Genomic DNA, 25,741 nt, shown 5'->3' with positions numbered 1-25,741 from the left:
TTGTAACGATCATTTTAACCGTTATAGAGACCGTTAAGATGATGTTGTAGATATAGATTTCCTTCCATTAGGCTGTTATTTGAAATCAAATCACAAAGTATTATGAAGATAAAACAACAGATTAATTTCAAGAGACAGATAGTTTCTTTTTTGAGTCTATTTATAATTTACTCCCTATTTTTCTTAGGATCTACAACTGCTCAGAATACTCAGCAAACAGAAAAAAGATATTTAACAGGAACGGATAAAGACAACACTGTGACTTGGGATTTCTATTGTTCCGCAGGTCAGAATAGTAAAAAGTGGACTTCCATTGAAACACCATCTTGCTGGGAACTTCAAGGATTTGGTCACTATAATTACGGTCATGATCCATTTGAGAAAAGAGTCAATGAATATGGGTTATACAAGCATAAGTTTTCCGTACCTAAGGATTGGAAAAATAAAACAGTCAAAATCGTTTTTGAGGGTGTAATGACCGATGCTGAAGTAAAGGTTAATGGTAAACTCGCAGGACCGATTCATCAAGGTGCTTTTTATGAATTTAAATACGATATCACTCATCTGCTTAAATATGGAAATGAAAACCTTATTGAGGTCAAAGTAAATAAAGCTTCAGCCAATGAATCCATCAATCATGCGGAACGTAAAGCAGATTTTTGGGTTTTTGGTGGAATTTATCGTCCCGTTTACCTTGAGGCCCTTCCGAAACAGCATATCGAAAGAGTAGCTATTGATGCAAAGGCAGATGGACAGATTATCACCGATGTATTTCTTTCAAAGAAAACAGGAGGTAATATAAAAGCTCGATTACTAGATATTCAAGGAGACCTAGTCCAAGACTTAAATCTTGAGGCTTCAAAGTCAGATCAAAAATTTAGAGTAAAAACTAAAGCCAATAACATTAATACTTGGAACCCCGAGTTTCCTCACCTTTATCAATTAGAACTTTCACTACTCAATAAAAAAGGTCAGTTACAACACCAAATCAAACAACGTATTGGTTTTAGGACTGTAGAACTATTAGAGGGAGATGGAATTTATGTCAATGGTGAACGTATTAAGTTTAAAGGGGTAAACCGACATTCTTTTTACCCTTCTTCAGGAAGAACAACAAGTAAAGCTTTGAGTATTGAACATGTGGAAATGATGAAAGACATGAATATGAATGCTGTTCGAATGTCGCATTATCCGCCTGATGTTCATTTTTTAGATGTCTGTGATTCCTTAGGGCTTTTTGTGATTGATGAGGTTTGTACTTGGCATTCCCCTGCCTTAGACACTGAGGTTGGGGAGAAAATCGTGAAAGAAACTGTGATTCGAGATGTAAATCACCCTTCGATTTTGCTTTGGGCTAATGGAAATGAATCGGGATGGAATACAGAATTAGATGATGATTATGCAATTTGGGATATTCAGCAACGTGAAGTTATTCACCCTTGGAACATTTTTAATAAGACCAACACACTTCATTATTTCCATTTCCATGGATTAGCAAATGATGGTCCTGCCACTGATAAAGTCTTTTTTCCTACGGAATTCCTTCATGGCCTATATGATGGTGGACATGGTGCCGGTTTGGAAGATTATTGGGAAAATATGTGGAATATGCCAAATAGTGCTGGTGGATTTCTTTGGGACTTTGCTGATGAAGCCGTCGTAAGAACGGATAAAAATGGCGTGTTAGATACAGACGGCAATCATGCTTCCGATGGAATTGTAGGACCTTATGGAGAAAAAGAAGCAAGTTACTTTACGATCAAAGAAATATGGTCTCCAATTTATATTGAGGATCGTACCATCAAAAGTGACTTTAATGGAATCTTCAGAATAGAAAACCGATACCATTATACTTCTCTAGCTTCTTGTAAAATGACTGCTAAACTTGTTAGTTTCCAAGAAAACAAATTAACAGTAATAGAAGAAAAACCCGTTGAACTTCCTCCTTTATCTCCCAATCAAAAAGGAATATTTAGAGTCAATAAAACTCCACTTTGGGAAAAAGCAGATGCACTTCATCTTACCGCTTATGATCCTTATGGAAAAGAAATATTTACTTGGTCTTATGCGATTGAAAGCCCTAAAATTATTTCAAAAAAACTGCTTGATCAAACTTCAAAACAGACCAAGAGTGCATTACAATTAAAGCATGAAAAAGGCAATATCATCGTTGCTTCAAATGAATGCGAGTTTACTTTTTCGAATAAAACTGGTGTATTAAAAAAGGTCATTAAAAACAATCAAATTATCCCATTATCAAACGGTCCTGTAATCCTTGGCAACAAGAATAAAGTAGATACTGTCAAAGTTATCCAACAGGACAATTACATTGATATTATCGCTGTTTTTGAGCCTAAAAATAAAATGCCGGAATGGACGAAAATTGTGGTTTTAAGTTCAGACAGTATAAAGTGGCGTGTTCATCAAAATGGACTATTGGATCTTGAAGCTGAGTTTAAAGGAAAGAAAAGGACGAAAGATGTTTTAGGGATCACATTTAATTATGACGAAGGTGATGTGGCAGGTATGAAATGGCTAGGTGATGGTCCTTACAGAGTTTGGAGAAATAGAACTAAAGGTACTTGTTTTCAAGTTTGGGAAAATGATTACAACAATACCATCACTGGTGAATCAGGTTTTGTTTACCCTGAGTTCAAAGGCTACTTCTCTCACTTGTATTGGGTTGAATTGAAAAGTAAATCGACAGAAGGATTTAAAGTTTACTGCCACTCTCCTGATGTGTTCTTAAGAATGCTTACTCCTGAAAAACCAAGTGGTGATCCCAAAGGCAGAGTCACTCCATTTTTTCCTAAAGGTGATATTTCATTCGTGTATAATATCCCTGGTATTGGCACCAAGTTCCAAGAATCAAACAGTACCGGCCCTCATGGCAATGACGAAATCTACTACGGTAATAGTGACGACCCTTTGAAAATCGCATTGACTTTCCAATTCTAAACCAACAATGAAATGAATATACTATCAAAAATTACAAACTTAATTCTAGTTACAGGAATTGCTTTTGGCTGTACAAACAGTACTGCTGATGATCCAGAAAAATATGAAGCAACTTGGGAATCTTTAGCCAAACATGATGCTACTCCCGAATGGTTTCAAGATGCAAAATTCGGTATCTACTTCCACTGGGGTCCCTACAGCGTTCCAGCTTATGGCAGTGCTTGGTACCCTTGCAATATGTATATCAAAGGATCTAATGTCAATAAATTTCATGAAGAGAATTTTGGTGATATAAACGAATTCGGATACCAAGATTTTATTCCAATGTTTACCGCCGAGCATTTTGATCCGGAAGATTGGGCTGAACTCTTTTCACAAGCAGGTGCAAAGTTTGCTGGTCCGGTAGCACAGCATCATGATGGGTTTGCGATGTGGAATAGTCAGGTGAACCCTTGGAATGCTCAAGCAATGGGACCAAAAAGAGATATTTTGGGTGATATGTTTCAAGCTTTGAAAAAAAGAAACTTGAAAACATTGGCTACATTTCATCATGCCCGTAATGGACAAAGAAATGCTTCTACCCCTGAAAATTGGGGTCGAAATGGTTTCAACTCTCATTATCCCTATCACCCGGATTTACCCACAGCTACAAAAGATCCAAAACTAAAAATGCTGTTTGGTAATTTTGATACGGAAGAGGAATTCAATCAGTATTGGCTTCAGCAAGTCAACGAAGTGGTGGATCAATACCAACCTGATATGATTTGGTTTGACTCTTGGTTGAATTTCATCCCTGCCTCTTACCGAAAAGAAATGTTAGCTCATTTTTTCAATGAAGGTGCTAAAAATGGTCAAGAGGTCGTCAGTTGTCATAAGCAAAATGACTTATCGATGGAATCTAGTGTTTTAGATTTTGAACAAGGTGGAAGAAGGGATATCTACCCTACTCCTTGGATGACTGACATTACATTGGGTGAACATAAATGGATGTATGTAGAAGGGCATCCATATAAATCTTCCTCACTGGTTTTAAGAAATATGATTGATGTATGGAGTAAAAATGGTATTGTACTTCTCAATGTTTCACCAAAAGCCAATGGCATTATCAATCAAGAACAAAGAAGCATACTAAAGGACATTGGTGATTGGTTTAAAATATATGGAGAGGCAGTATACGGTACACGTCCCTATTATGTGTTTGGGTACGGTAATGCAAAACCTTCTCAAAGCTCACATGATGGTCAATCGGCAAAAGTAAAATATACGGCTAATGATGTCCGTTTCACCATTTCAAAAGACAATAAATCGGTGTATTTGTTTGTACTAGGAAAACCAAAAACGGGAAAAAGAATGAAGGTAAGACCTTTGGGTTTACATAGAAACTGCACTCCTACTCCTATCAAAAGAATGATTGATTTAGGTACTAGTAAAGAGGTGAAATGGGAAATGAAAACGGATAATTTTTATTTTACAATTCCAGATGCTGATCATAATATGATGGCGAATGTGTATAAACTAGAGTTGGAGTAATAGTGTTATTTGTCCTTAAAAACTGAAAGAGAGATTGTCTACTTTTGCATTTCATTTTTCATTAAAATAACGCTACATCTCATCAAGTATTCATCAATAAGTAAACATAATTTGACAACTAAGAAGTTTAATTCTTAACTTTTTATTAGCGTGGTTATTTTCTAACTACTCATATTGATCTATATTTGAATAGATTTTTGAAATGTGTCTTTTTAATTAATCAATTACAAAATGAAAAAAATCAATCTCTTTTTCTGTTTCTTATTTTTTAGTCTTTACTCTTACGGGCAAAATATACCAGGAAACTTCTACGTAGATTTTGGAGCTACTATGTGGCAGGATGATAAAGGACTTGAATTAGAAACCCAATCAAGATCGATTTCCTTAGCTTATATGTATGAATTGGTTTTGGATAAAAACGGTCAGTTTACTTTTAACCCAGGTGTCGGTTACACTGCTGATAATTTATTTTTCAAACAAGGAAAGACTTTAGTCAATGATGGTTCTAATACTGTGCCTGTTGATCCTAATCCAGCTCATGGCACAAGAATTTCAACACGAAAAAGTAAAATAGTTGGCAACTACCTTGATATACCTTTGGAGTTCCGATTTAGAAATCACCCAGGAAGAAATGCTTTTAGGTTGGCAATAGGTGCTAAATTAAGCATGCTTGTGGATAGTCATACCAAAGTTAAATATGAAGATCAGAATGGTGATGTTCGTGTATCAAAAGATAAAGGAGATTTTAATATGAATTTTTTCAAGGCTGGTTTAGTAGGTAGAATTGGCTATGGATGGATCAATTTCTTCTGCTACTATGGTCTAACAAATACTTTTGAAAGCGGAAAATTATTGAATACTGATGGTACTGCTTTCACAGGAACTGACAGGCCAATTACAATTGGTATTACAGTTTCTAATTTCTAAAAGAATAATACCTTAAAGAGGGGCTACTTCGCTAAAAATAGAGGCGAAGTAGCCTTTTTTGTGTGTTATCAACTATAATTATCACAAGATTATAACCACAAAAAGAATAATTTAAATAAATTCGTCCCGAACCTGTACTATAAAACCGTCAAATGATTTATATTTACTAAACATGAATTCTAAAGAGTTGGTAATCAAAACAAACAGCATAGATGATTTAGCATCGGCCGCTCAGCAAGTCATTGACTTTACGAAAGGCAAATCCAATGTCTGGCTTTTTCATGGTGAAATGGGAGCTGGAAAAACAACTTTCATAAAAAGCATTTGTGATGTTTTGGGCGTTATGGATCATGTAAACAGCCCCACATTTGCATTGGTCAATGAATATATGACAGATCAGGCTGATACTATCTATCACTTTGATATGTATAGAATCAAAGATGAAACAGAAGCATTTGATATAGGTTTTGAAGAATATATATACAGCAAAAATCTTTGCTTAATTGAGTGGCCTTCAAAAGTAGAAAGACTATTACCAGAAGACTGTATTGATATTGACATCAAAGTCTTAGACGAACACTCAAGAGAAATTTCTATTAGATTAAATTAAACTTTCTCCTCTAGATAACATATGGCAAAGCAACGTGAAGGCTTCGAGAAAGCTACCGAGAGTTATTTTCAGTTTCACCCTCAAGAGGTGATGGAAGGTCCTGTCAGTAAAAAAGGATCTCCTCTGAAAATTGGTTTACCAAAAGAACTAAATCCAGATGAAAAAAGGTGTGCTTTGAGGCCTGGAGCGGTTTCTATATTAGTTAATAATGGAATTGAAGTTTTAGTTGAATCTAAAACCGGTCAGCATATTAATCATCTTGATCAAGAATATGCTGATGCTGGTGCAACTATCGTTTACACACACAAGGAGGCCATGGAAGCTGACCTTGTAGTCAAAATAGCCTCACCTACAGTGGAAGAAGTTTCTTATATGAAAAAAAATAAAGCCATCATCTCGGCCATTCATATGAGAGATATTCAGAAAAGTGTTTTAACGGCATTAAATGCAAAAAAAATTACCGCCCTGGGATTTGAGTTACTCGAAGATAAAGTGGGTGGTTTGCCTTTGGTGAGAGCAATGAGTGAAATAGCAGGAAGTACTGTGATGCTGATTGCTGCCGAATACTTGAGTAGCTATAACGGAGGAAAAGGAATTATTCTTGGAGGGATCACAGGTGTGCCTCCTTCAAAAGTAGTGATTCTTGGTGCGGGTACAGTTGCAGAATATGCAGCTAGAAATGCCATCGGTATGGGTGCTGAGGTAAAAGTTTTTGATAATGCCATTTATAAGCTTCGAAGACTTAAAAAAGAGCTTAACCTTCCTCACTTATTTACATCTGCTTTTGATAGTACTTCTATTCAAGAAGCTCTAAGCAGAGCAGATATTGTGATTGGGGCGGTACATACCCACGGTACAAGAACACCTTCTATCGTTACGGAAGAAATGGTGGCAAGTATGAGAGAAAATTCTATCATTATTGATGTATGTATTGATCAGGGTGGTTGTTTTGAAACTTCGGAACCGACCAATCATAGGCACCCTGTTTATAAGAAACACGGCGTCATCCATTATTGTGTTCCTAACATTGCGTCAAGAGTATCAAGAACAGCCACTGCAGCTATTAGTAATATTTTCACTACTACATTAATGAAACTGAATGATGAAGGTAGTGTTGACACCATGATGAGAAGACACTCCTGGTTTACTAAAGGTGTTTATACCTACAGAGGTTGTGTGACGAATCAAATGATTGCTGAGAAGTTTGATCTCCCATTAAAGAATCTGGATTTGATTCTTGCAGCTGGAATTTAGATTAAAAAAAGAAATAAATATACCGCTCCCTTATAATACTTTAGACATTATTATAAGGGAGTTATTTTTTTAACAAACTTGATAATTAGACTGCTACTTCATAATTTAACTTACACAAAACTAATTATTCATTGCTTAACGATTAACTTTATGGCAGACAACAAAAAGAAGAGCATGCACACGCGTTATATCAATCCTTTTACTGATTTTGGTTTTAAACGTTTATTTGGTGAAGAACCGAGTAAGGCTATCCTTTTGGACTTTCTGAATGAACTTTTGAGAGAGCAAGAAGGAGAAATCAAGAGTATTACCTATATGAAAAATGAACATCTAGGTAACACAGAGATTGATAGAAAGGCTATTTTTGATATCTATTGTGAAAATGAGAAAGGGGAGAAATTCATTGTTGAATTACAAAAATCCAGACAAACTTTCTTTAAAGACCGATCTGTTTATTATTCTACTTTCCCTATACGAGAACAAGCAAAAAAGGGAAAATGGGATTTTGAGTTAAAGTCAGTCTATACAGTAGGTATACTTGACTTTGTTTTTGAAGAAGATAAACATCAAGAAGAAAAGTATCGTTATGATGTAAAACTAATTGATGAAGACACTTGCAAAGTGTTTTATGATAAACTAACTTTTATCTACCTTGAAATGCCTAAATTCAAAAAACAGATTCACGAATTAGAGTCTAAATTTGAAAAATGGCTGTATGTCATCAAAAACCTTGAAATTCTAGATAAATACCCTGTGGAACTACAAGAAAATATTTTCGAACAATTTTTTCAAACTGCTGAAATTGGCAAAATGACAGTAGATGAATACGAAACTTATGAAAGAAGTTTAATGCATTACAGGGATTTGAAAAACTCTTTGGACACTGCTAAAGATGAAGGAAGGGAAGAAGGGCGAGCCGAAGGTAGAAAAGAAGGGATAGTTGAAGGACGAGCTGAAGGGAGATTAAAAGGTTTAGAAGAAGGGATCGAAAAAGGCAAAGTCGAAATTGCACTCAACCTCCTAAAAATGAACCTGCCTCTTGAAGATATTTCAAAGGCTACCAATCTAACTGTAGACCAAATAAAAAAACTGAAATAAAGTGAAACGGCATCTAACCTTGAAAAATTAGATGCCGTTTTTGTTACTACTGAATTCCCACTTCCTTCAACTCATTATTACCATAAAAAGTAGGGAAATACATCAATTCTGCTTTTGCAGGGTTCAGATGATAGTTACCAGTATACCTTGGTAATAGTTCTACTTTAAAAGTGTAATTTCCTTTCTTAAGTTTTTTACAGAAGATTGCTACTTCATTTTTGAAATATTCTCTGTGGACTTCATTATAGAATCCTCGTTTTTTGGAAGCATACGAACAGCCGGCAGGAATTGGCACATTGACCATCACATAATCAGCACTTTTCTTTACATCCACTTCTACGACCAAGTTTACCTTTTCTCCTGCTGTTAAAGCTTGAGTATTTTGATCTTCAAAATAAGTATTCACCTCAAAGTGATCACTCTTTTCTTGTGGAGAGTTCTCCCAATATCTGCTGTATTGCGTAAGATAAACAGGAAAATCACCCGTTTTTGATATCGTCAATTCCTCTCCTTTTTGTAAGTCCAACTCCAATGGGAATTGTGTAATAGTTTCATTTTTACTTCCCGAAAGCGTCAGTGCAGAGGAAGTTACTTTTCCATGGTCATTGATTACATCAGGCAGTATAGTTTCTATCACTTTTGAAGAAGTATAAGTGTTTACCCAATACCCTGTAGATCTTTGTTCCAATAAGTAATTTCTGATTTTCTTCAGTTCATTCTCATGATTATTCAGGGAATCGTTTTTGAAAATTTGATATACTAATAGCGTATTTTGAAGATCATTATTTATGATTCTATTGCCCCATCTTGGTGTTATTCTTTCGGCTTCATTTTCATAATAGATATTACCAAACATTGTTTCCTTCTTATACTTCTCAATACTGCTTAATGCAATCGGCAACCCTGCCTTTTGTTTCAATTGCATCAGCTGTAATTGATCATTCAACGAAGGCTTTTCTTGTTTACCCAGCTCCGAAACATACTTTTGGTAATTTCCTTCAGGATCTAATTGATAGATAAGATTCAGAATTCTCAACTTTCGATTTTCATACTCCTCAGACTGAAACTCTACTAATAATTTTTCTACTGTACTAAATGAATTTATCGGTACATCAAAACCCAATTCGTTTGCTTTGGCAAATGCTTCTAAAATATGTATTGAAATCCAGTAAGAAGTATTATTTCCTTCCCACCATCCCCATAGTTGCTCAGTATTATTATTTTTTGAAAGCTTTTTAATGAGCTTTTCTATCTGTGGAGTAGACTTATATTTTTCTCCTTTTTGATGGCTGATCGCATATGCAGAAAGGTGAGCTTTTAATTTAGAGGCCAATTGCTCATTACATAAATAGCGGTAGGCAATTACATGATCTATTTCGCTTTCTAATGCTCCTAAATAACTTGATTTTGCATAAATCTTTGTAGGCCCTTCAGTACTTTTCAGATGGATAGTCGTATCATTTTCCATGATATAAAACCCTCCTTTAGCCAGTTCTAAACCTAACGGATAAACAGGAATAGTACGTTCTTCTCCATCAAAAAAACCATTTTTAGAAGTGACGGTATAACTCAAAGCCACACTATCATTTGTGGAAGTAAAAGCCAAGGTATCGATATGTGCATCTGAAATCGCTACTGTCTTTTCCCATTGCTTTTCTTTATCTACTGAGAAAACGATATCAGACTGTAAAGTATCTCCTACATAATTCAATGACTTTCCAATTGCCTTCACCTGATCTGAAGCTACTAGGAATCTTGGCAAATTGACTTGTCCCGCGAGTGGCATATACGATTTGATACTCTTTGTTGCCTTACCCGATTGCTTTTTACCGTTCATAGCAAGAAAATGTGTATCCCAGCTTGTTATATCATCAGGGAAAGTTACTTCAAACTTCACTTTTCCTTCTTTATCCGATTTCAATTGAGGTTCCCAAAAAGCATCATCATGGAAATTATTTCTTATAGTATTCTTCTTTTGAGCTTGAGCAAGGAAATCTTTTGACATTTCACTCCCCTCTCCCATTTTCAATCCTATTTTATGTAAATCAGAAGGTGATACTTCAATCAAAATCACACCGTTTGCTCCCTTTTTGCCATATATAGATGCACTTGCAGCGTCTTGTAGGACCGAAATACTTTTAATCATGTCAGGTGCAATATTAGGATTACCATCTAAATAAGGCACACCATTAATCACATATAAAGGTTCAGCATTTCCACTGACTGAACTAACACCTCTTATCATTATCTCTGAACTACCTGATACAATTGCCCCAGTCACCTCTCTCTTTTTTTGTTCCCCATAACCTATCACAACAATCTCCTCTAATTCATCGTACCTAAATTCATCTAATATGACATCTAGTGAACTTTCTTTCACAAATAGATCACGTTCTTCATGGTTAGGAGAACTGAACCTCAATACATCCTTATATTTAGGAAGTCTTATTGAAAAATGACCATTTATATCCGTTATTGTTCCATAGTTTGTTCCTACAACAAATACATCCACTCCTGAAATTGGAGTCTTTCCGTCTTTTTCAAAAACCTTCCCTTTTACAGTCTTTCCTTCACCTTTGTAAGAAAAAAAAGAACGATAATTTTGCTGTATCTGAATGAGATATCCTGCTCTTTTATCACGAACATTTCTCTGATAAATCGTCTTCTCTATAATCTCAGAAAACTCCTTCCCAAATTGATCTTGTTTAAATTGTTTTGGATGTTCAAAAGTATAATAGTTCACACCACTCGCATGTACTTTTAACGAGTCTTGAATATGATATCTATTTTCAGAATAGAAATAAATCAACTGATAATAGCCACTGTCCAAAGCATGGAAAGTATTGATACCTCCAGGATAAACTCTTATAAATTCCGGATCGTCTAACTTCATTAATAATTTATTGAGAGGGAAAAGAACATCTGTATTTTCTTCCTCCTTCATACTAATTAATAGCTGTGCTTGCCCTTTTTGTGTTCGCTTTGGGAAATAATAATAAGCATTATTTTTTCTTCTTTTTTCTATATACTGCTTCCAATTTTCTTTGATTTGTTCTTTTGTCAAGACCTCATCATAAAAGTCTTTTACAGGCAGTTTACTCTGAAATGAATGCGTATGAAGATCAAAAGGGTTTATTTTTATGTTCCTACTCGAAAACTCATACTTCTTATTCGGCTCAACATAAAAACTCTTTTTATAATCATCCAATACCGTCAGCTGAGTTTGACCTACAATTGGCCCTACTAAATTATACTGTGAGTAATTGTAATCATAAGATGTATTCAAGAAGAATACTTTATCCTTTTGCTCTAAGAATGTGTAATTCTCAAACCCTCTTTTTTTATACGCTAGAATATATCTCGACCACAAATCAAGCTCCTCTTCTGTATATTCCTTCTTCTTTTTTTCTACATTCACATTAGCTAAAGGATAAGAATAATCCACACTGAAAATTGTCTTTTTTCCAGAATCAAATTCTAAGTCTTTTATAGATATTTCATGATTAGAAGTTCTTAACCTCACATGATGCTTGCCTTCCGTAATGCTGATCGCATAAGGCTGATCAACAGTAACCCACCCAAAGTAAACGGGTACATTATCTACATAAACTACATGTACAGGCTCTATTTCCCCCTTGTGAATAACAAAAGGAACAAACTGTGTGATTTTATTTTCCGCAGGAAAAGTAGCTTTATAAATCCCTTTTTCAGGATATAAAAAATTATAGTAAGGAATACTGTCTAGCCCTGCCAATGCTTTCCAAGTAGTATAATCTAAAGAAAGGTGTCCTGCTCTATCATCATGCTTGATTTCAAAATTATTGATTACAGTTTTAACCTTTTTCTTTTGGGTAAAAGTTGCTGGTGGATTTTGATGATACTTAAATTTCTTTGTAATTCCGTAGGCGGTAATATCTACCCCTTCAACGGGCTGTCCTTTTACATCAGTGACCTGTACTTCAATCGTTGACTTTTGGCCCGGTGTAATTAATTGAGGAACATCGACATCAAGCTTTAGCTCAAGTTCATTGACAGGTGCAATTAAATAATTCTCTTTTTTTGTAATACCTCCCCAAAGGTAATTGATGGTCAAGTAGTAGTTTTGATTGTCTTTTACTTCCTTTTTGAAGGATAAGTCCTTGGTATAACCTTTTAGCTTTTCAGAATTCTTTTCGTAAAAAGTATAGACAAATGGAATATTTCTAGGGTTTTCTACTTTGACTTCTAGAGAATCAGCAGTTCTATCAGTATACACCTGCAATGAAGACGACAAATAACTAATCTTAATCTCCTCTTCATAATCTTCTAATTCTACTTTATAACTTGAATAAAAAGGAGAGATTTGAAGTGTGAAAGGTAATGTTCCTTCTTTCTGTAGCGTCCTATTTCCAAAACCATCCACGCCATACACTTTACCTTGTTTTTGAACAGTATCACCATTCAACAAATAACTCAACTGAATGGAATCCTTCTGTAAATCTGAAGCGATCTGCTGTAATTCATATTTGTAATTGATCGTTTCCTTTTTAGTTTGCGTCTCATTGTCAGAAGTACGCATTACCACTTTCAATCTGTAATCAAAATTGGCTTTTGGAAATAAACTATCAGGCAATACAACTTCTGTTTCTCCTTTCGGTAATAAATCCTTTTTTAAGGTATAAAGGGTATCAGCTACAAAAACACTGTCTGCATAGTATTCATGTACCTTACTGGAAGTTAATATGATTTCAGCTTTTGCATCCATCAAATTCAACTTATTTTCATCAGTAGCCTTGATAAAAAGTTTTACATTTTTCTCTTTAAAATGCGTTTTCTGATCTACCCTAATTGCTAACTCATTTTTTCCTAATTCATACTCTTCGTACTTAAATGTGCTGTTGACTATGTTTTTCTCCTTTGGGTCAAGCAAATAAATAGAGTACACTTTATCTAAAGCTAAACCTAAAGAATCCACCAAATCAAATTGGTATGTATATCCACCTTTTTCATAAGGTTTTATTTCACCAATCTTCTTTTCCTTTTTATACTTTCCAATATAAACTGATAGAGGCTTGTCATAAGGCTTTCCTGTTTTTTTATGGACGATAAACGTTTTAAATTTTACCGTTTCATTCGGTTTATATTTTGGTTTACTGAATACAAAATACCCTTTATAGTCATTTTGGTAATAGTGTTTTTTAGTAAAGAATTGTGTTGTGGAATAGATTACTCCTTGAGGATAATGACGCTTAATGGATTTTACACCATCAATAGGAAGGTAAACAACATAACGTACTGGCAAATAAATGTATTTTAAAGGAAAGCTATAAACTACTTTTCTATAAGCTCTTTTGAAAGCTGAGTTCTTCAAATCCTTCTCCAAATCAACAAAGCTGGTATAATCACCATAAGTCACCTTAAGCAATCCATCTTTATTTGATTTCTGATCTACATAAGCATGTCTTTCATTATCAAAACGGAGTACTTTCTGATTGACTTTTACCTTTGCATCTTCAATACTATTTCCCTCCAAATTATAGACCTGTACTACTAGATCTTTATCATTGTTCAGTACAAAAACATCTACTGATTCTTCTGAATGTAATTCTACATGTTGATTACTTCCAACAACTTGAGTAAATAAATAATGACCTACAGGGTAACGTTTCTCTTCGGTTTGGAAATCCTTGGCTACTGAATCGACTAAAGAATGAAAAAAAGTATCATCCACTTTTTCTATTCCATTTTTATAAATTTTTTCGGCCTCTTGGTTCGTGATTTTGTAGACATAAGTGTAGTAACTCGATCTACGTGATTTCAATAAGTCTTGAGAGAAAACAGATGAAGAAATCAATAAAGTGAAGAATAATAACTTTAGATTGTATGCCATTACAATAGTATGAATTACGTTAGTTTTAAAAAAAATACTCCGTCTTAATTAAGACACTCTAAATAATAAAAAAGTGAAATAAGTAATTATATCTTATTATTTAAAGTATTCCCAAATTGGTTTTGATACTAAATCGTTTTACAACCTTTATTTCAGTAAAACAATCCCTCTTTTATATATGGAAATAAATTTTTATTGGAGCTAAATCATAGTTTTAGCATCAATAATTTTATGACATACAATTTATACCACCAAATCATTTCTATGATCAAAGAATTAAGTATAGAAAAAATGCACCTATTAATTTTCATAATTAAATAGGTGCATTGTTTAGATCTTACTATAAGAGGAAATTACCTTTTAATAATTTCCAACTCTTGATCCATTATTCGTTTTGTAGACGTTCTTACTCGCGAACTGCTATTAAAGTGATCAGTATATCTTAAAGAAGTAAAACCATCTTCTTTTACTGCTTTTTCACTTTCATAATAAGAAAGAGTCTTTGTAAGCTGACTAGTTCTTAAGTTCTCAAAATGACCATCATAAAGATTATGAGCATCTAAACCAGTAGAAAGATCTAGTTGAGCTCCAGCAGAAGCTGTTGATAATAACAATACTTCTACAACCTGTTTTCTTTCTCCATTCATCCCACCTTCAAATTCGGCTATAATATAAAGTCTATCATCATCTTCCATAAAATCTTGTCTCTCGATAGAATACACATCATTTTCTACTGATAAGTTATGGTGGTATGAATTTGGAAAATCAAATGATGAAATATCGATTGGCAAAGATTCAAAATGCTTAGTAATATATAAATCTCTAGTATCTTCTATTCTAAACCTTGACACCGCATATACTCGATCTTCTCCGTCTTTTACACTATACATGTATCTTGTTCTAATTTCAGCATCAAAATCATATTTATTTACAAGTATTGGATAATACACCTCTTTATTGTCTATATCAATCACACCATAAATATTGATGAAATCACCATACATATCATAAGATTGCTCTCCAACAAAATCTTTAATATCACCTTCTTCAATAGTAACGGTAGCTCCGTTTTCGTAAAGTTCTGGAATAATCACTACCCCCTTTTGAAAATCATCAGAATATATATAATTAATACCAGAAATATAACCATGATCATCTGTCATAGTATAAGAAACTTCATAATAATTATAGTCGTCTTCTGTTCTGATTAATGTGAAAGACCCCCTCATTTCATAATTATTTGATATTGAAACAGGAACTTTTATAGTTATCTGATAGTCTTCTTGGTCTTCAAAATCATACAAATGTAATTCCATGTCTGAAGATGATACAAAATCATAAATCAAATAAAGGTGATCTTCATTAATCACTTCATCATAATATGTATCAAAATAATCTTTTTTAAATTTTTTCACTTTAGCTAAATAGAAATTTTGACCTTCCACAGATGATGGTATTTCTACATTCACTTCATCATTAAAAGTCATAATATCTATTGCTTCAGAAATTGGATTCCCCTGATGATCTGTAAAATAAATACTATACTCAAAATCTGTTTCACTATCAAAATAATAGTTCCAATCTCCCAATGATCCAGTTTCTTCAGTATATTCTAGGTTTTTCACAAATGCTGATGTAAACTGAAATGGAGGCAAGAAATTATCTACTTCAACTTGAAAACTGCTAGATAAAGCATCGGACGTAACTCCAGATACCACTACAGGCACCTCAATAGATAATTGCTGTATTCCTTCTCCTAATTCTTTTGAATCGAATTCAAGAAAATACTTACCACTCTCCTTCTTGAGTTCTGATTCTATTTCATTTCCATTGTTGAAGAGTTGTACATTATTCAACTCATACGGAACGTCTTCTTTACTTTCTATATTGAGCTCAACCTTTGATGTTCCCCTTAAAAAAGAAGGTCCACTCAATGATAAATTGAAATCGACATCTGGAATAGTTTCCTCGTTATCTACATTACATGCTTGAAAAATTACTGCACAGATAGAAAGAAGTAGAAATAAAAAAAATGGTTTACTTTTTAAAAAAAATGTCATGATAAAATTGTTTGGACTAAAAAGTGTTTGCTTAGCCATAAATATAAATGACCCTTTACTTATTAGCAAATTTTCACAACATGTTTAAATTATCTAATAATTGACTAACCGACTATGTATTCATTTAAAACTATTCACCCTCATTTTTTATTTCCTATCAAATTATTTGAATTAAGCATTCAAATATTCTCCTAATTCGCAGATAATTTCACCCAATTCGTAGATTTCATATCCTATTCTATCCCACAGTTTCTAACTTTATTCTCATCAAAAAAATAAAGAAACATGAATAAAAAATATATAATCCTATTGATGGCATTGAGTATTCTAGGCTCCGCTTATACCATCAACCGTCAATCAAAAGACAACTTGAAATATCCTATTGTTGGGACTAATCAGAGCAAAGCTTTTGATAATAAAAAGGAAATAAAACTGCCCAAGGAAGGTGATTCCTTTTATGGTCAGAATGCTAATTTCTTGGGGAACACTCCAAAGTATAAAGACAATGGCGATGGTACTGTTACTGATTTGGTTACAGGGTTGATGTGGCAAAAATCTTTGGATCATAATGGTGATGGTAAAATTGATGTAAAAGATAAATTGTCTTATAAAGACCTTCTAAAACAAGTGAAAAAGGAGAATACGGGAGGTTATACCGATTGGCGATTACCTACCATTAAGGAACTGTATTCATTAATTATGTTTAGTGGACAAGACATCAATCCTCAAGCGAAAAGTGTAAACGGTAATCAGCCTTTTATCAATACTGATTATTTTGATTTTGCTTATGGTGATACTGATGCTGGCGAACGACTTATTGACCAGCAATGTGCAACGAGCACGATCTATTACGGTGAACAGGAATTGGTATTTGGGGTCAATTTTGCTGATGGACGAATCAAAGGTTATGGAAAGAAGCTTCGTAATAAGGAAAAGCTTTTTGGGTATTTTCTAGTGAGAGGAAATGCAGATTATGGTACTAATGATTTTAAAGATAATGGTGATGGTACTATCTCTGACATAAATACAGGTTTGATGTGGATGAAGGCCGACTCTAAAAAGGGAATGAACTGGGAAGAGGCATTAAAATATGCTCAAGAAAATACTACCGGCAATCACTCCGATTGGAGACTGCCTGATGCAAAGGAATTGGAATCAATAGTCGATTATGAGAGAGTAGCGAAGAATGATGATCACCCTGCCATTGATCCTATCTTTGAGATTTCTTCTATCCAAAATGAAAGAGGAGAAAAGGACTTTGCTTTTTATTGGTCCAACACCACACATGAAAGGAGTGGTAGAAATGGTGGTGGTACTGCAGTCTATGTAGCTTTTGGAAAATCACTAGGGAATATGCCGGCTAGACCTGAAAGAGGTAATGGAAATGGACAACGACCTATGGGACCTCCTCCTGGCGGTAGACCTCCACAAGGTCAAGGACAGCAAGGCCCTCCTATGAGACAAAATAACAGTAATCAATCTCCTAACTGGATTGATATTCATGGTGCCGGCAGTCAAAGAAGCGATCCTAAATCTGGTGATTCTTCAAAATATAAAAATGGTAGAGGACCTCAGGGAGATGCTATCAGAATTAATAATTATGTTCGGTTAGTTAGAAATATTTGATATAAAAATAGCCTTCACAAAACAGTGAAGGCTATACTCATCTATCATTTATTATACAACTTCGGAGGTTAGACTAACTCTACGACCTCTTGCATTTCTAATCTTTGTTTTGAAGTTTTAGAAGGTTGGTTACCGTCTTCCTCATCTCTATAACCGATCATAACGGCTACAAGTGGCTGATATCCTTCCAAACCTAAAATCTCTTTGTATTTATCATTTTCAATACCTTCCATTGGTGTAGAATCAATATCCATAGAAGCGATTGCTGACAAGAAATAACCTACTGCAAGGTACACTTGTTCAGACATCCATGTTTTGATTTTTTCCTCACCTTGAGGTTTTAAGAAATTATTGTAGTACCAAACTGCACCTTCCGCTAAGTAAGACTCCATTTTGCCTTCAAACTTCGCCAAATCATCTACTACACTAAATACTACAACGTGACTTCCTTCTACTAATTTCTCCTCATTGAAGTAAGAAGCTTTACCTAATTTCTCTTTTACTTCTTGATCACCTACAATTGTAAATTTCCAAGGTTGAGAATTGATTGAAGAGGGGCTGTATTGAAGGATTTCTTTGATTTTTTCAATATCAACTGCACTTACTTTTTTAGAGGCGTCGTATTTTTTTGTAGTGTATCTCGATTTTGCTACTTCTAAGAATTCCATAATGTTTATCTTTTTATTGTTTGATTTTCTGAACTTTAAATTGAAAAGCAGTTGCTAATAATTCTGTTTTAGAAGAAGTATCTAAATAAATTTTAGTAACTTTACTTTTGATAGTTACAAACATAATTAGTGTTGTTATAGAAATCAATAACGGGCAAAAATGTAAGTATCTATTTTTAACGTTTATTTAATAAAAACAAGCATGAAATTTAAGGTAGACGGAAAAGAGTACCCTTGTTGTACGAGCTTGACTATGAAATATATAGGTGGAAAATGGAAATCAGTGATTTTGATTCATCTAAAAAATGGTACTTTAAGGTATAATGAGATTCGAAAATTAATTCCTACGGTAAGTGAAAGGACATTGAGCCTTCAACTGAAGCAATTGGAAGAGGATAGACTGATTGAAAGGAATGTGATCCCTACTGACAAACCTCCTTTGAGAGTAGAATATAGCATGACTGATTTCGGGAAAACACTTATTCCTTTATTGGTCATGATTTCTGAATGGGGTGAAGAAGCGGTGAAATGGGATCCGAAAATTGAAGAAATTGAGGAATAGAAAAGGTGAGCCTTTTGACTCACCTTACCTTTTAGTTTATTTCATTTTCTCTGTTTCGCTCTCCAATTTTTATCTCAGACACTTTTAAGTGATCAAATGAAGGTTTAAGTGGCAGATTAGATTCCGATATAATTTCATCCATATAATAATACCCCTCACTACTTTTTTTGTAAGTGGTGACCTGTTGAGTAAAAGGCATTGATGGCACTTTCAATTTTAATTTCCTTAATCTTTTATCACTATCATAGTACTTCTGTATCTCTTCCCCCTCATGAGTCACATAACATTCTGCTTTCAATAATGCATAATCTTCCGCATTAATATAGAGTACACCATTAATTGTTTTCATATCAAGGAAAACACTACTTCTGAACGATACATTTTTTGCTTTAAATTTAATCACAAAAATCTCTTTCCCATTTTCTATTTTGACATCTGAAAACTCAAGATCATATTTCGATAACTTCCCTTTATCTAGAAAGTTATTATGACGGACATCCATAATATCATAAGAAACATAAAATCGTTGCCACCCAGGAGATTTTTTGGGATCAACCTTCTTAAAAGGTGGAGGTGAATTCTTTATAGAATCCATTTCACATATCTTTACACTAAAAAGATTATTAAAACTCTTAAAATCTTGCAGTCCAAATAAAGAAGTAGATTGATAACCATCATGATTATATAAATCTATTTTTCTTTCTGCAAAATAGGTGATTCCATTAAATGCTTTAAATACCATACCTCCCTCTATGATATAAGAAAAGGCTCCTTGGTTATAGTTCTTAGGAATATTCTGAATTACTTTTTTCATAATACTCTTCGCTGTCAATGGCTCACTTGAAATGTTCAAAGTGGACATTTCTTCTACTTTAGGTTGAAGGTAAATTTCAAGGTTGTTATCAGAAGTTGCAATCTTCAATGTTTCATAACCTATTGATGAAAGTAAGATAGAATCCTGTTCTGAGGGTATACTAATTTCAAAACTTCCTTTTTCATTAGTAGATGTTCCTATTTTTGAATAAGAAGTAATGACATTCACAAAAGGGATTGGTGCTTTAGTATTTTGATCATAGACCAATCCTTTTTGCTTATTGAAAGAAATATTGTCTTTTAGATAATGGGAAGGAATACTTTTTTTCTCTCCTTCTTTTAATTCAAATGAAAATGTAGTTCCATTATCGTCAGTTTGATTGCTTTCTTCAGGAAGTGTTGAAGTACCACAATTGTATTCTTTATAAGTACCTTTCTGTAACTGATTGACAAAAAACATCCCATCAAAAGCCTTCGACCAATCTGTTTCAAGTTCTTCGATTCCTCCACCTTCAGTACCAATAACATTGCTTTTGAAAATAGCTTTCTCATTTAAACTTAAAAAGGCAAAAGCATTTCCTGATTCATAAAAATGATCCTCAATATTATCTTCTGTATAGATATCATCGTCTTGTCCTGTAAAGGCTAAGATATAAGCTTTATCTCCCCATTTCTCTTTAATATAACTTCCCATTGGGTTAAACTCATCCAACTCTTCAAGAGCTCCTCTTATTTTATTCAGCAGATGACCAGTCGCACCCCAAACAATAATCTTTTTATCTGGGTATTTCTCGGCTAAATACAATAGATTTTCAGCCATTAATTGATCTCTGATATTACTGTCTTTGGCTTTGAAATCTTCTTGTGATTTATTTCCGGGATCATTGTGATAGTAATCTTTTGCCGATTCAGAAATAAAAGAAAGTGTTTGGATCAGATCTTCCTTTTGAGGATTAGAAGATTTTGAAATAGCTTCTTTCAATGCTTCATTTTTACTTAGAAAATCGGCTAGATTTAAAAACTTCGGGAAGTAATAATCCTGGATATAATTCATGTTATTATGCCATATCTGATAATCTCCTTCATTTTCAAAGTAAGGAGCAAAATCTTCGATCAATGTTTCTTGAGCATAATGACCACTAATCTGATTGTCAAAACCATGTACTTTCAGCATTTCATAGTTTTCAGCGACATAATCCATAAATGGATGGAACTCTTCTTGAGAAGTCCAAATTGAAAAAATACTTTTTGTATAGGCGTATTTTACATTTTCCCCTTTTGCAATTGCCTCATGCGATTTGTTTAAATCATAAAACCCACTTTCAAAGGCTACGATCTCAAATCCCATTTCTTCATGAAGCATTTTCATCACTTCCGTTTTAGCAGTGAAGATGTTACCATGAAAGTGATCGGGCTCGCCCAATAACACAATTCTGGCATCTCCTATATCCTCTTTCAGTGCTGAAAAATGATGGAAATTTAGCGTATCATAGTAATGAAAATTGAGTTTTTGTTGTGCAAAAAGAGTAGCATTTAATAGTAAGAAGCAAATCGAGAGCATTGCTTTAAGTTGTTGTCTCATTGTAGTTATTATTTAAAGTTATAGTCGTTTTCGAACTCTAAAAATAACAAACTATATCAATCTCTCAAAAGCAGTGATTCAGAGAATATTAATAATAGATAAATTCCACCTTAAAAGTTTTCAATCCCTCAAAAAATAAATTAATTTCGCTCCACTTAAACAAAATAATATTTTGTTATACCCATGAAAAACTTTGAAGAGAAATATAATTTAATAGTAAAAATAGGAAATGCACTCCATAAATTCGGATGTTCATCTTTAAGGGTCGAGACCTATATTCAAGATGTCGCCAAGCATATTGGTGTAGAGGTTTCATGTCAAGTAACGACTAATACGCTCAATTATCAGGTAGAGGACCCTCAGACCAAAGAACGTCAAGTATTGCTCCAATACATTCCTTTAGGAAGTAATAACCTTGGTAAACTGGCTGACCTTCATAAACAAATTAGGAAGGCGTTTAAAGAGGGGCACGACTATGAGACTATCACGGAGAATATTGATAAAGTAATTCAAAAGAAGAAGATCTACAATGAGTTCACTTTAGCGTTGGCATATACTATCATTCCTCCATCGTTTTTAGGGTTGATTGGTGCAAGTTGGGTGACTTTCTGGTTTAGTTTTCTGATGGGTTTTATTGGGTATCTTATTACAAAAGGGGTAAGTCGTTTTAATACTTCACGTTATACGGTGGAATTTTACACGGCCTTTATCTGTGCATTTTTAGGCTGTTTATGCAAGTACTATATTCCTGATCTGGATGTAATTGAGCTCAGTCTTGCATCAGTGATTTTATATGTGCCTGGCTTGACCATTTCTATTGCATTAGAAGAAATTTCCTTCAATCAGTTCAACTCAGGGTCCGGCTTCCTTTTCAATGCCATTATGATTTTCCTCAAACTCTTTATTGGAGTGTATTTAGGCATGGCACTAGGACACTTCTTGTTTGGACTGGAAGAAGATATTTATAACAATGAAATCCCTCAATGGATGCATTTGATTGCCCTGCCCGCTTTATCTGCTGGTTTGGGAGTGGTGTTCAATACGAAGCTTAAAGACCTACTTATAGGATTATTCCTTGCTGTGATCGCTTTCTGGGGACCAATGCTATTTCAAGAAAATATTGGCTGGATTTTCGGTACGTTTATCAGTGCCTTTCTGATCACATTTTTAAGCATTCTACTCAGTAAATGGAGAAATGTTCCACCTTCCGTTTACCTATTACAGGGCATTGTTATACTCGTACCTGGAAGTAGATTATTTATGGGATTATCACATCAGTTCAGAAATGATCCTATCATTGATAATCCAAGTATCGGTACCTCTGGCCTATTAATGTTCTGTGCCATTGTGGTGGGTATGCTTGTCGCTTACAGTACTTACTATCCTAATCTTGATAATAGAGACGAAGTGATTTAAAAAAAGAAAGCATCGGATGATTGATTTCATCCGATGCTTTCTTTTTTATATTACTTCGTTTTATCCTTTAAGATTTTGAGGGGTATTTATTGAAAATACTCTTCACAAAACGATTAATATTTCTTTCTCTAACTACTGGGCTTTCCTGCTTTTCAGACAACGTACTTACTGCCGCTGCTTCCCAAAGTAATTTTCTTTCTTTTGTATCGAAAATATCAATTACAAAAGTACCTTCAGTATATTCATACTCAGAATAGTGAGTAGCACCCATACCCCAAGGGCCGTACCATCCACCGTATCCGGCATTATAAGAAGTTACGCTTTTCTTTTCTTTTGTAGTGAATACCATACCCACTTGCAAGTCGGCTGTAGTATCCTGCTCAGAATAAGTATATCCTAAGTTTTGCATGTTAGCAATGACTGCATTTTTTACTCTTTCGCGGTCAAACTGATTAATTTTCGCGTTTGTCTTTTGGAAAGGTAAAAGACTAAAAGTTTGGTATGCATTGAAGTTTGTCCCAGGATTATAATCTGTCACAATTTTCGTTGATGAACAAGACGTTACTAAAAATGTAACACTGATCAACATTGCAGCCGATAATAATAATTTTTTGAGGTTTTTCATGATGATAATATTTTGATTGTTTAGAACGAAATAAAATCGAGTATCTCATTTTATACGTAAATATTATAAATACTCACGAATTCTTTATTAAAGTTTACTGATTAAGCGTTAGCAAGTTTTAAGACCTAACAATCTTTAAGCGGTTATACATAATTTTAACTTAACAACATTAAACAACCTAAAGATAATGTTATCATGAGATAAGTTTCTATTGAAGTTCTGCGCCAAATGTAGTTAATAATTTTGGCTTAGTGATTAAGAGAATGTTTGAAACCTCTCTAAAACAAAAAAAGACGTTACTACTGCAACGTCTTCCTTACTATTGTATGAAAAAAACCAAAGTTCAAAATACCTGAAACTATTGATATAAGTACTAAGACAAAATTATTTAATACTAATTCTTATTATTGTTTTGCAATTACTGCCTTTAAAAAACGATCAATAGAACCACTATTCATTCGTTTTTTTGCGTTGTACTTACAAAAAATAATTAAGAATTAATAATCAATTATTTTTGGCTTAGTACTTACTTACTGAAACAATTAGTAAAACAGGCAGAGGAGAAAATTTCCTCTGCTTGTATTTAATTCATTGTCCGTTATATTATTATTCACCTAAATTCTTTTTAAATGTGGAGGACTTAGTTCCACCAGAAATTATCAGGAAGCGTTTTAGCTTGTTCTACACCTTCTGCATTACTTGCTTTCTCACTGTTTGGAAAGTCTAAACGATCAAATGAGAAATTATCATAAATCGTTTTTACGTAATCAACATTTGGTTGAAGAATAGTACCGTAAAACAAATCTCTGTTTCTTCTTACTTCTGCAAAAGACTCAGGGCCATTACCAATAATAGCTACCCACTTTTGTGTAAGAATTGCTGCTTTCGCATTTGCTGCAAAATCTGCTTTTAATTTCGCTGCAAATACAGGATAGTTTGCCTCTACATCATCACCTAAACCATAGTGTGATAGTGACAAGTTAACCCCTGCAATAAAATCTGCTTCAGATAATGATTGTTCTGCTTTCAAGAATGCAACTTCAGCTGCTGTCACCAATAAATCCGGAGAATCAGCTCCACCTAAATTTGCTTGGTTTACTCTGAAAATATTTGTTGCTGCAGGTACCTCACCGTGTGAAATTGTTGGTGTATACCAAGGTGTTTTTGCATCAGAATCAGCAATAGAATTATCAAAGAATACACTTAAACGTGGATCGTCATTTGTTTCATCCATATCACGACCTGTCATTACATTCAAGATACCTTGAGAAGGATGAGAAAGTAACCATGAGAACGAGAATACATCTCCGTTAGAACCCATGTTCCATACATCACCTTGACCGCTGTAAGGAATTAAAGCTTGATCATCCAATGAAGTGATCAGTGGTGCATTTAATGCTTCTTGAATTGCTGAAGTGTTACCTACTCTATTTGCTAAACGTAACTTTAAAGAGTTAGCAAACTTTGCCCACATTGCATGATCACCACCATAAATCAGGTCTTGTGCTCCAAAAGTGTTTCCTCCACCGCTTAACTTAGCAATAGCAGCTGAAAGTACATTGATCATATCTGAATATACTTCAGATTGTGCATCATACTTAGGCTTCAAAATACCATCCGTCAATGCTTTTCCTGCTTCTGAATAAGGAATGTGACCGTACAAGTCAGCCATTCTGTGCGCATGATATACTCTCCATACTTCCATCATAGCATAACCAGCACTCTCTGACTCCAATTGCATTTGAGCTGCAAGTAAGTTACCTAGCACTTTGATGTATGAGTTATTGAAGTATTCTTCTACCCACATTGGTCCAGTACCTGTTACCCAAGTTTGGTTGTCAGTACCAAAAGAAGTTGTGAAATGCATACTCCAAACACCTGTTGAAAGGCTATTCAAACGTGGAGTTTCATGACCAACACCTGAAGTAGCTAACTGAGCAAATGTAAAATACTGTGCCGCACTTGGTTGGTTAGAAGGAATGTTTGGGTTTGTATTGATTTCCTCAAAATCACTTGTACAAGAAGCTCCTGATATAAGCAAGGCTCCTGCAACTAATATATTTTTAATGGACTTTGTAAATTTCATAATCTAAAGATTTTGTGTATTTCAAGTACACAATACATAATGTACTGTGTACTATTT

15 protein-coding genes are annotated in these 25,741 nt (G+C 34.1%); 9 read left to right on the top strand and 6 right to left on the bottom strand.

Annotation, left to right across the window (positions count from 1 at the left end; translation table 11 throughout):
- Positions 1-102 precede the first annotated feature (102 nt).
- From HHU12_RS03485 to HHU12_RS03460, 6 genes are all read left to right on the top strand, one after another.
- Positions 103-2,958 (top strand): glycoside hydrolase family 2 protein, encoded by a 2,856-nt coding sequence (locus HHU12_RS03485; protein WP_169655039.1) that lies wholly within the window; start codon positions 103-105, stop codon positions 2,956-2,958.
- A gap of 12 nt (positions 2,959-2,970) precedes the next feature.
- Positions 2,971-4,488, top strand: coding sequence for an alpha-L-fucosidase (locus HHU12_RS03480; RefSeq protein WP_169655037.1), 1,518 nt, complete (start codon positions 2,971-2,973; stop codon positions 4,486-4,488).
- A gap of 231 nt (positions 4,489-4,719) precedes the next feature.
- On the top strand, positions 4,720-5,415 hold the full coding sequence (locus HHU12_RS03475) for a porin family protein (protein ID WP_169655035.1): 696 nt from the start codon (positions 4,720-4,722) through the stop codon (positions 5,413-5,415).
- Between the two features lie 172 nt (positions 5,416-5,587).
- Entirely contained in the window at positions 5,588-6,025 is a 438-nt protein-coding gene (gene tsaE / locus HHU12_RS03470; protein WP_205959765.1) for a tRNA (adenosine(37)-N6)-threonylcarbamoyltransferase complex ATPase subunit type 1 TsaE, read from the top strand.
- Between the two features lie 21 nt (positions 6,026-6,046).
- On the top strand, positions 6,047-7,279 hold the full coding sequence (locus HHU12_RS03465; RefSeq protein WP_169655033.1) for an alanine dehydrogenase: 1,233 nt from the start codon (positions 6,047-6,049) through the stop codon (positions 7,277-7,279).
- Positions 7,280-7,429: 150 nt separating this feature from the next.
- Entirely contained in the window at positions 7,430-8,377 is a 948-nt protein-coding gene (locus tag HHU12_RS03460; protein WP_205959764.1) for an Rpn family recombination-promoting nuclease/putative transposase, read from the top strand.
- Positions 8,378-8,423: 46 nt separating this feature from the next.
- On the opposite strand, the gene HHU12_RS03455 is transcribed toward HHU12_RS03460, so the two are convergent.
- Positions 8,424-14,246 carry an alpha-2-macroglobulin family protein gene (locus HHU12_RS03455; RefSeq protein ID WP_169655031.1) on the bottom strand — a complete coding sequence of 1,941 codons (5,823 nt, stop codon included), beginning with the start codon at positions 14,244-14,246 and terminating at the stop codon, positions 8,424-8,426.
- Between the two features lie 353 nt (positions 14,247-14,599).
- A complete protein-coding gene (locus HHU12_RS03450; RefSeq protein ID WP_169655029.1) occupies positions 14,600-16,306 on the bottom strand; it encodes a hypothetical protein in 1,707 nt (568 codons plus the stop codon).
- A 285-nt stretch (positions 16,307-16,591) separates the two neighbouring features.
- Between HHU12_RS03450 and HHU12_RS03445 the strand changes: the two genes are divergently transcribed.
- Positions 16,592-17,932: an Lcl C-terminal domain-containing protein gene (locus tag HHU12_RS03445; RefSeq protein WP_169655028.1), complete on the top strand. Its 1,341-nt coding sequence runs from the start codon at positions 16,592-16,594 to the stop codon at positions 17,930-17,932.
- 68 nt (positions 17,933-18,000) lie between these two features.
- On the opposite strand, the gene HHU12_RS03440 is transcribed toward HHU12_RS03445, so the two are convergent.
- Positions 18,001-18,600, bottom strand: a complete 600-nt coding sequence (locus tag HHU12_RS03440) for a nitroreductase family protein (protein WP_062618705.1) — start codon at positions 18,598-18,600, stop codon at positions 18,001-18,003.
- A 202-nt stretch (positions 18,601-18,802) separates the two neighbouring features.
- On the opposite strand from HHU12_RS03440, the gene HHU12_RS03435 reads away from it, so the two are divergent.
- Positions 18,803-19,162 carry a winged helix-turn-helix transcriptional regulator gene (locus tag HHU12_RS03435; RefSeq protein WP_169655026.1) on the top strand — a complete coding sequence of 120 codons (360 nt, stop codon included), beginning with the start codon at positions 18,803-18,805 and terminating at the stop codon, positions 19,160-19,162.
- A 31-nt stretch (positions 19,163-19,193) separates the two neighbouring features.
- Here HHU12_RS03435 and HHU12_RS03430 read toward each other — a convergent pair whose 3' ends face one another.
- Positions 19,194-21,557: an erythromycin esterase family protein gene (locus HHU12_RS03430; RefSeq protein ID WP_169655025.1), complete on the bottom strand. Its 2,364-nt coding sequence runs from the start codon at positions 21,555-21,557 to the stop codon at positions 19,194-19,196.
- Between the two features lie 183 nt (positions 21,558-21,740).
- Here HHU12_RS03430 and HHU12_RS03425 point away from each other — a divergent pair, with 183 nt between their 5' ends.
- Positions 21,741-22,973, top strand: a complete 1,233-nt coding sequence (locus HHU12_RS03425) for a threonine/serine exporter family protein (protein ID WP_169655023.1) — start codon at positions 21,741-21,743, stop codon at positions 22,971-22,973.
- Positions 22,974-23,040: 67 nt separating this feature from the next.
- Here HHU12_RS03425 and HHU12_RS03420 read toward each other — a convergent pair whose 3' ends face one another.
- The gene (locus HHU12_RS03420) at positions 23,041-23,598 is read right to left on the bottom strand and encodes a DUF4136 domain-containing protein (protein WP_169655021.1); all 558 of its coding nucleotides are present in this window, start codon (positions 23,596-23,598) and stop codon (positions 23,041-23,043) included.
- A 640-nt stretch (positions 23,599-24,238) separates the two neighbouring features.
- Positions 24,239-25,684 carry a SusD/RagB family nutrient-binding outer membrane lipoprotein gene (locus HHU12_RS03415; protein WP_169655019.1) on the bottom strand — a complete coding sequence of 482 codons (1,446 nt, stop codon included), beginning with the start codon at positions 25,682-25,684 and terminating at the stop codon, positions 24,239-24,241.
- Between the last annotated feature and the right edge of the window lie 57 nt (positions 25,685-25,741).

Source organism: Flammeovirga aprica JL-4 (assembly GCF_012844305.1).
Lineage (GTDB): Bacteria > Bacteroidota > Bacteroidia > Cytophagales > Flammeovirgaceae > Flammeovirga > Flammeovirga aprica.
This window is presented reverse-complemented; position numbering and strand designations above follow the sequence as displayed.

What these genes read in the sequence shown, in the direction of transcription:
- HHU12_RS03475 (WP_169655035.1), top strand. Translation starts at nt 4,720, where the DNA reads ATGAAAAAAATCAATCTCTTTTTCTGTTTCTTATTTTTTAGTCTTTAC.
- HHU12_RS03430 (WP_169655025.1), bottom strand. Translation starts at nt 21,557, where the DNA reads ATGAGACAACAACTTAAAGCAATGCTCTCGATTTGCTTCTTACTATTA.
- HHU12_RS03420 (WP_169655021.1), bottom strand. Translation starts at nt 23,598, where the DNA reads ATGAAAAACCTCAAAAAATTATTATTATCGGCTGCAATGTTGATCAGT.
- HHU12_RS03465 (WP_169655033.1), top strand. Translation starts at nt 6,047, where the DNA reads ATGGCAAAGCAACGTGAAGGCTTCGAGAAAGCTACCGAGAGTTATTTT.
- HHU12_RS03425 (WP_169655023.1), top strand. Translation starts at nt 21,741, where the DNA reads ATGAAAAACTTTGAAGAGAAATATAATTTAATAGTAAAAATAGGAAAT.
- HHU12_RS03480 (WP_169655037.1), top strand. Translation starts at nt 2,971, where the DNA reads ATGAATATACTATCAAAAATTACAAACTTAATTCTAGTTACAGGAATT.
- tsaE (WP_205959765.1), top strand. Translation starts at nt 5,588, where the DNA reads ATGAATTCTAAAGAGTTGGTAATCAAAACAAACAGCATAGATGATTTA.
- HHU12_RS03415 (WP_169655019.1), bottom strand. Translation starts at nt 25,684, where the DNA reads ATGAAATTTACAAAGTCCATTAAAAATATATTAGTTGCAGGAGCCTTG.
- HHU12_RS03435 (WP_169655026.1), top strand. Translation starts at nt 18,803, where the DNA reads ATGAAATTTAAGGTAGACGGAAAAGAGTACCCTTGTTGTACGAGCTTG.
- HHU12_RS03460 (WP_205959764.1), top strand. Translation starts at nt 7,430, where the DNA reads ATGGCAGACAACAAAAAGAAGAGCATGCACACGCGTTATATCAATCCT.
- HHU12_RS03455 (WP_169655031.1), bottom strand. Translation starts at nt 14,246, where the DNA reads ATGGCATACAATCTAAAGTTATTATTCTTCACTTTATTGATTTCTTCA.
- HHU12_RS03440 (WP_062618705.1), bottom strand. Translation starts at nt 18,600, where the DNA reads ATGGAATTCTTAGAAGTAGCAAAATCGAGATACACTACAAAAAAATAC.
- HHU12_RS03450 (WP_169655029.1), bottom strand. Translation starts at nt 16,306, where the DNA reads ATGACATTTTTTTTAAAAAGTAAACCATTTTTTTTATTTCTACTTCTT.
- HHU12_RS03485 (WP_169655039.1), top strand. Translation starts at nt 103, where the DNA reads ATGAAGATAAAACAACAGATTAATTTCAAGAGACAGATAGTTTCTTTT.
- HHU12_RS03445 (WP_169655028.1), top strand. Translation starts at nt 16,592, where the DNA reads ATGAATAAAAAATATATAATCCTATTGATGGCATTGAGTATTCTAGGC.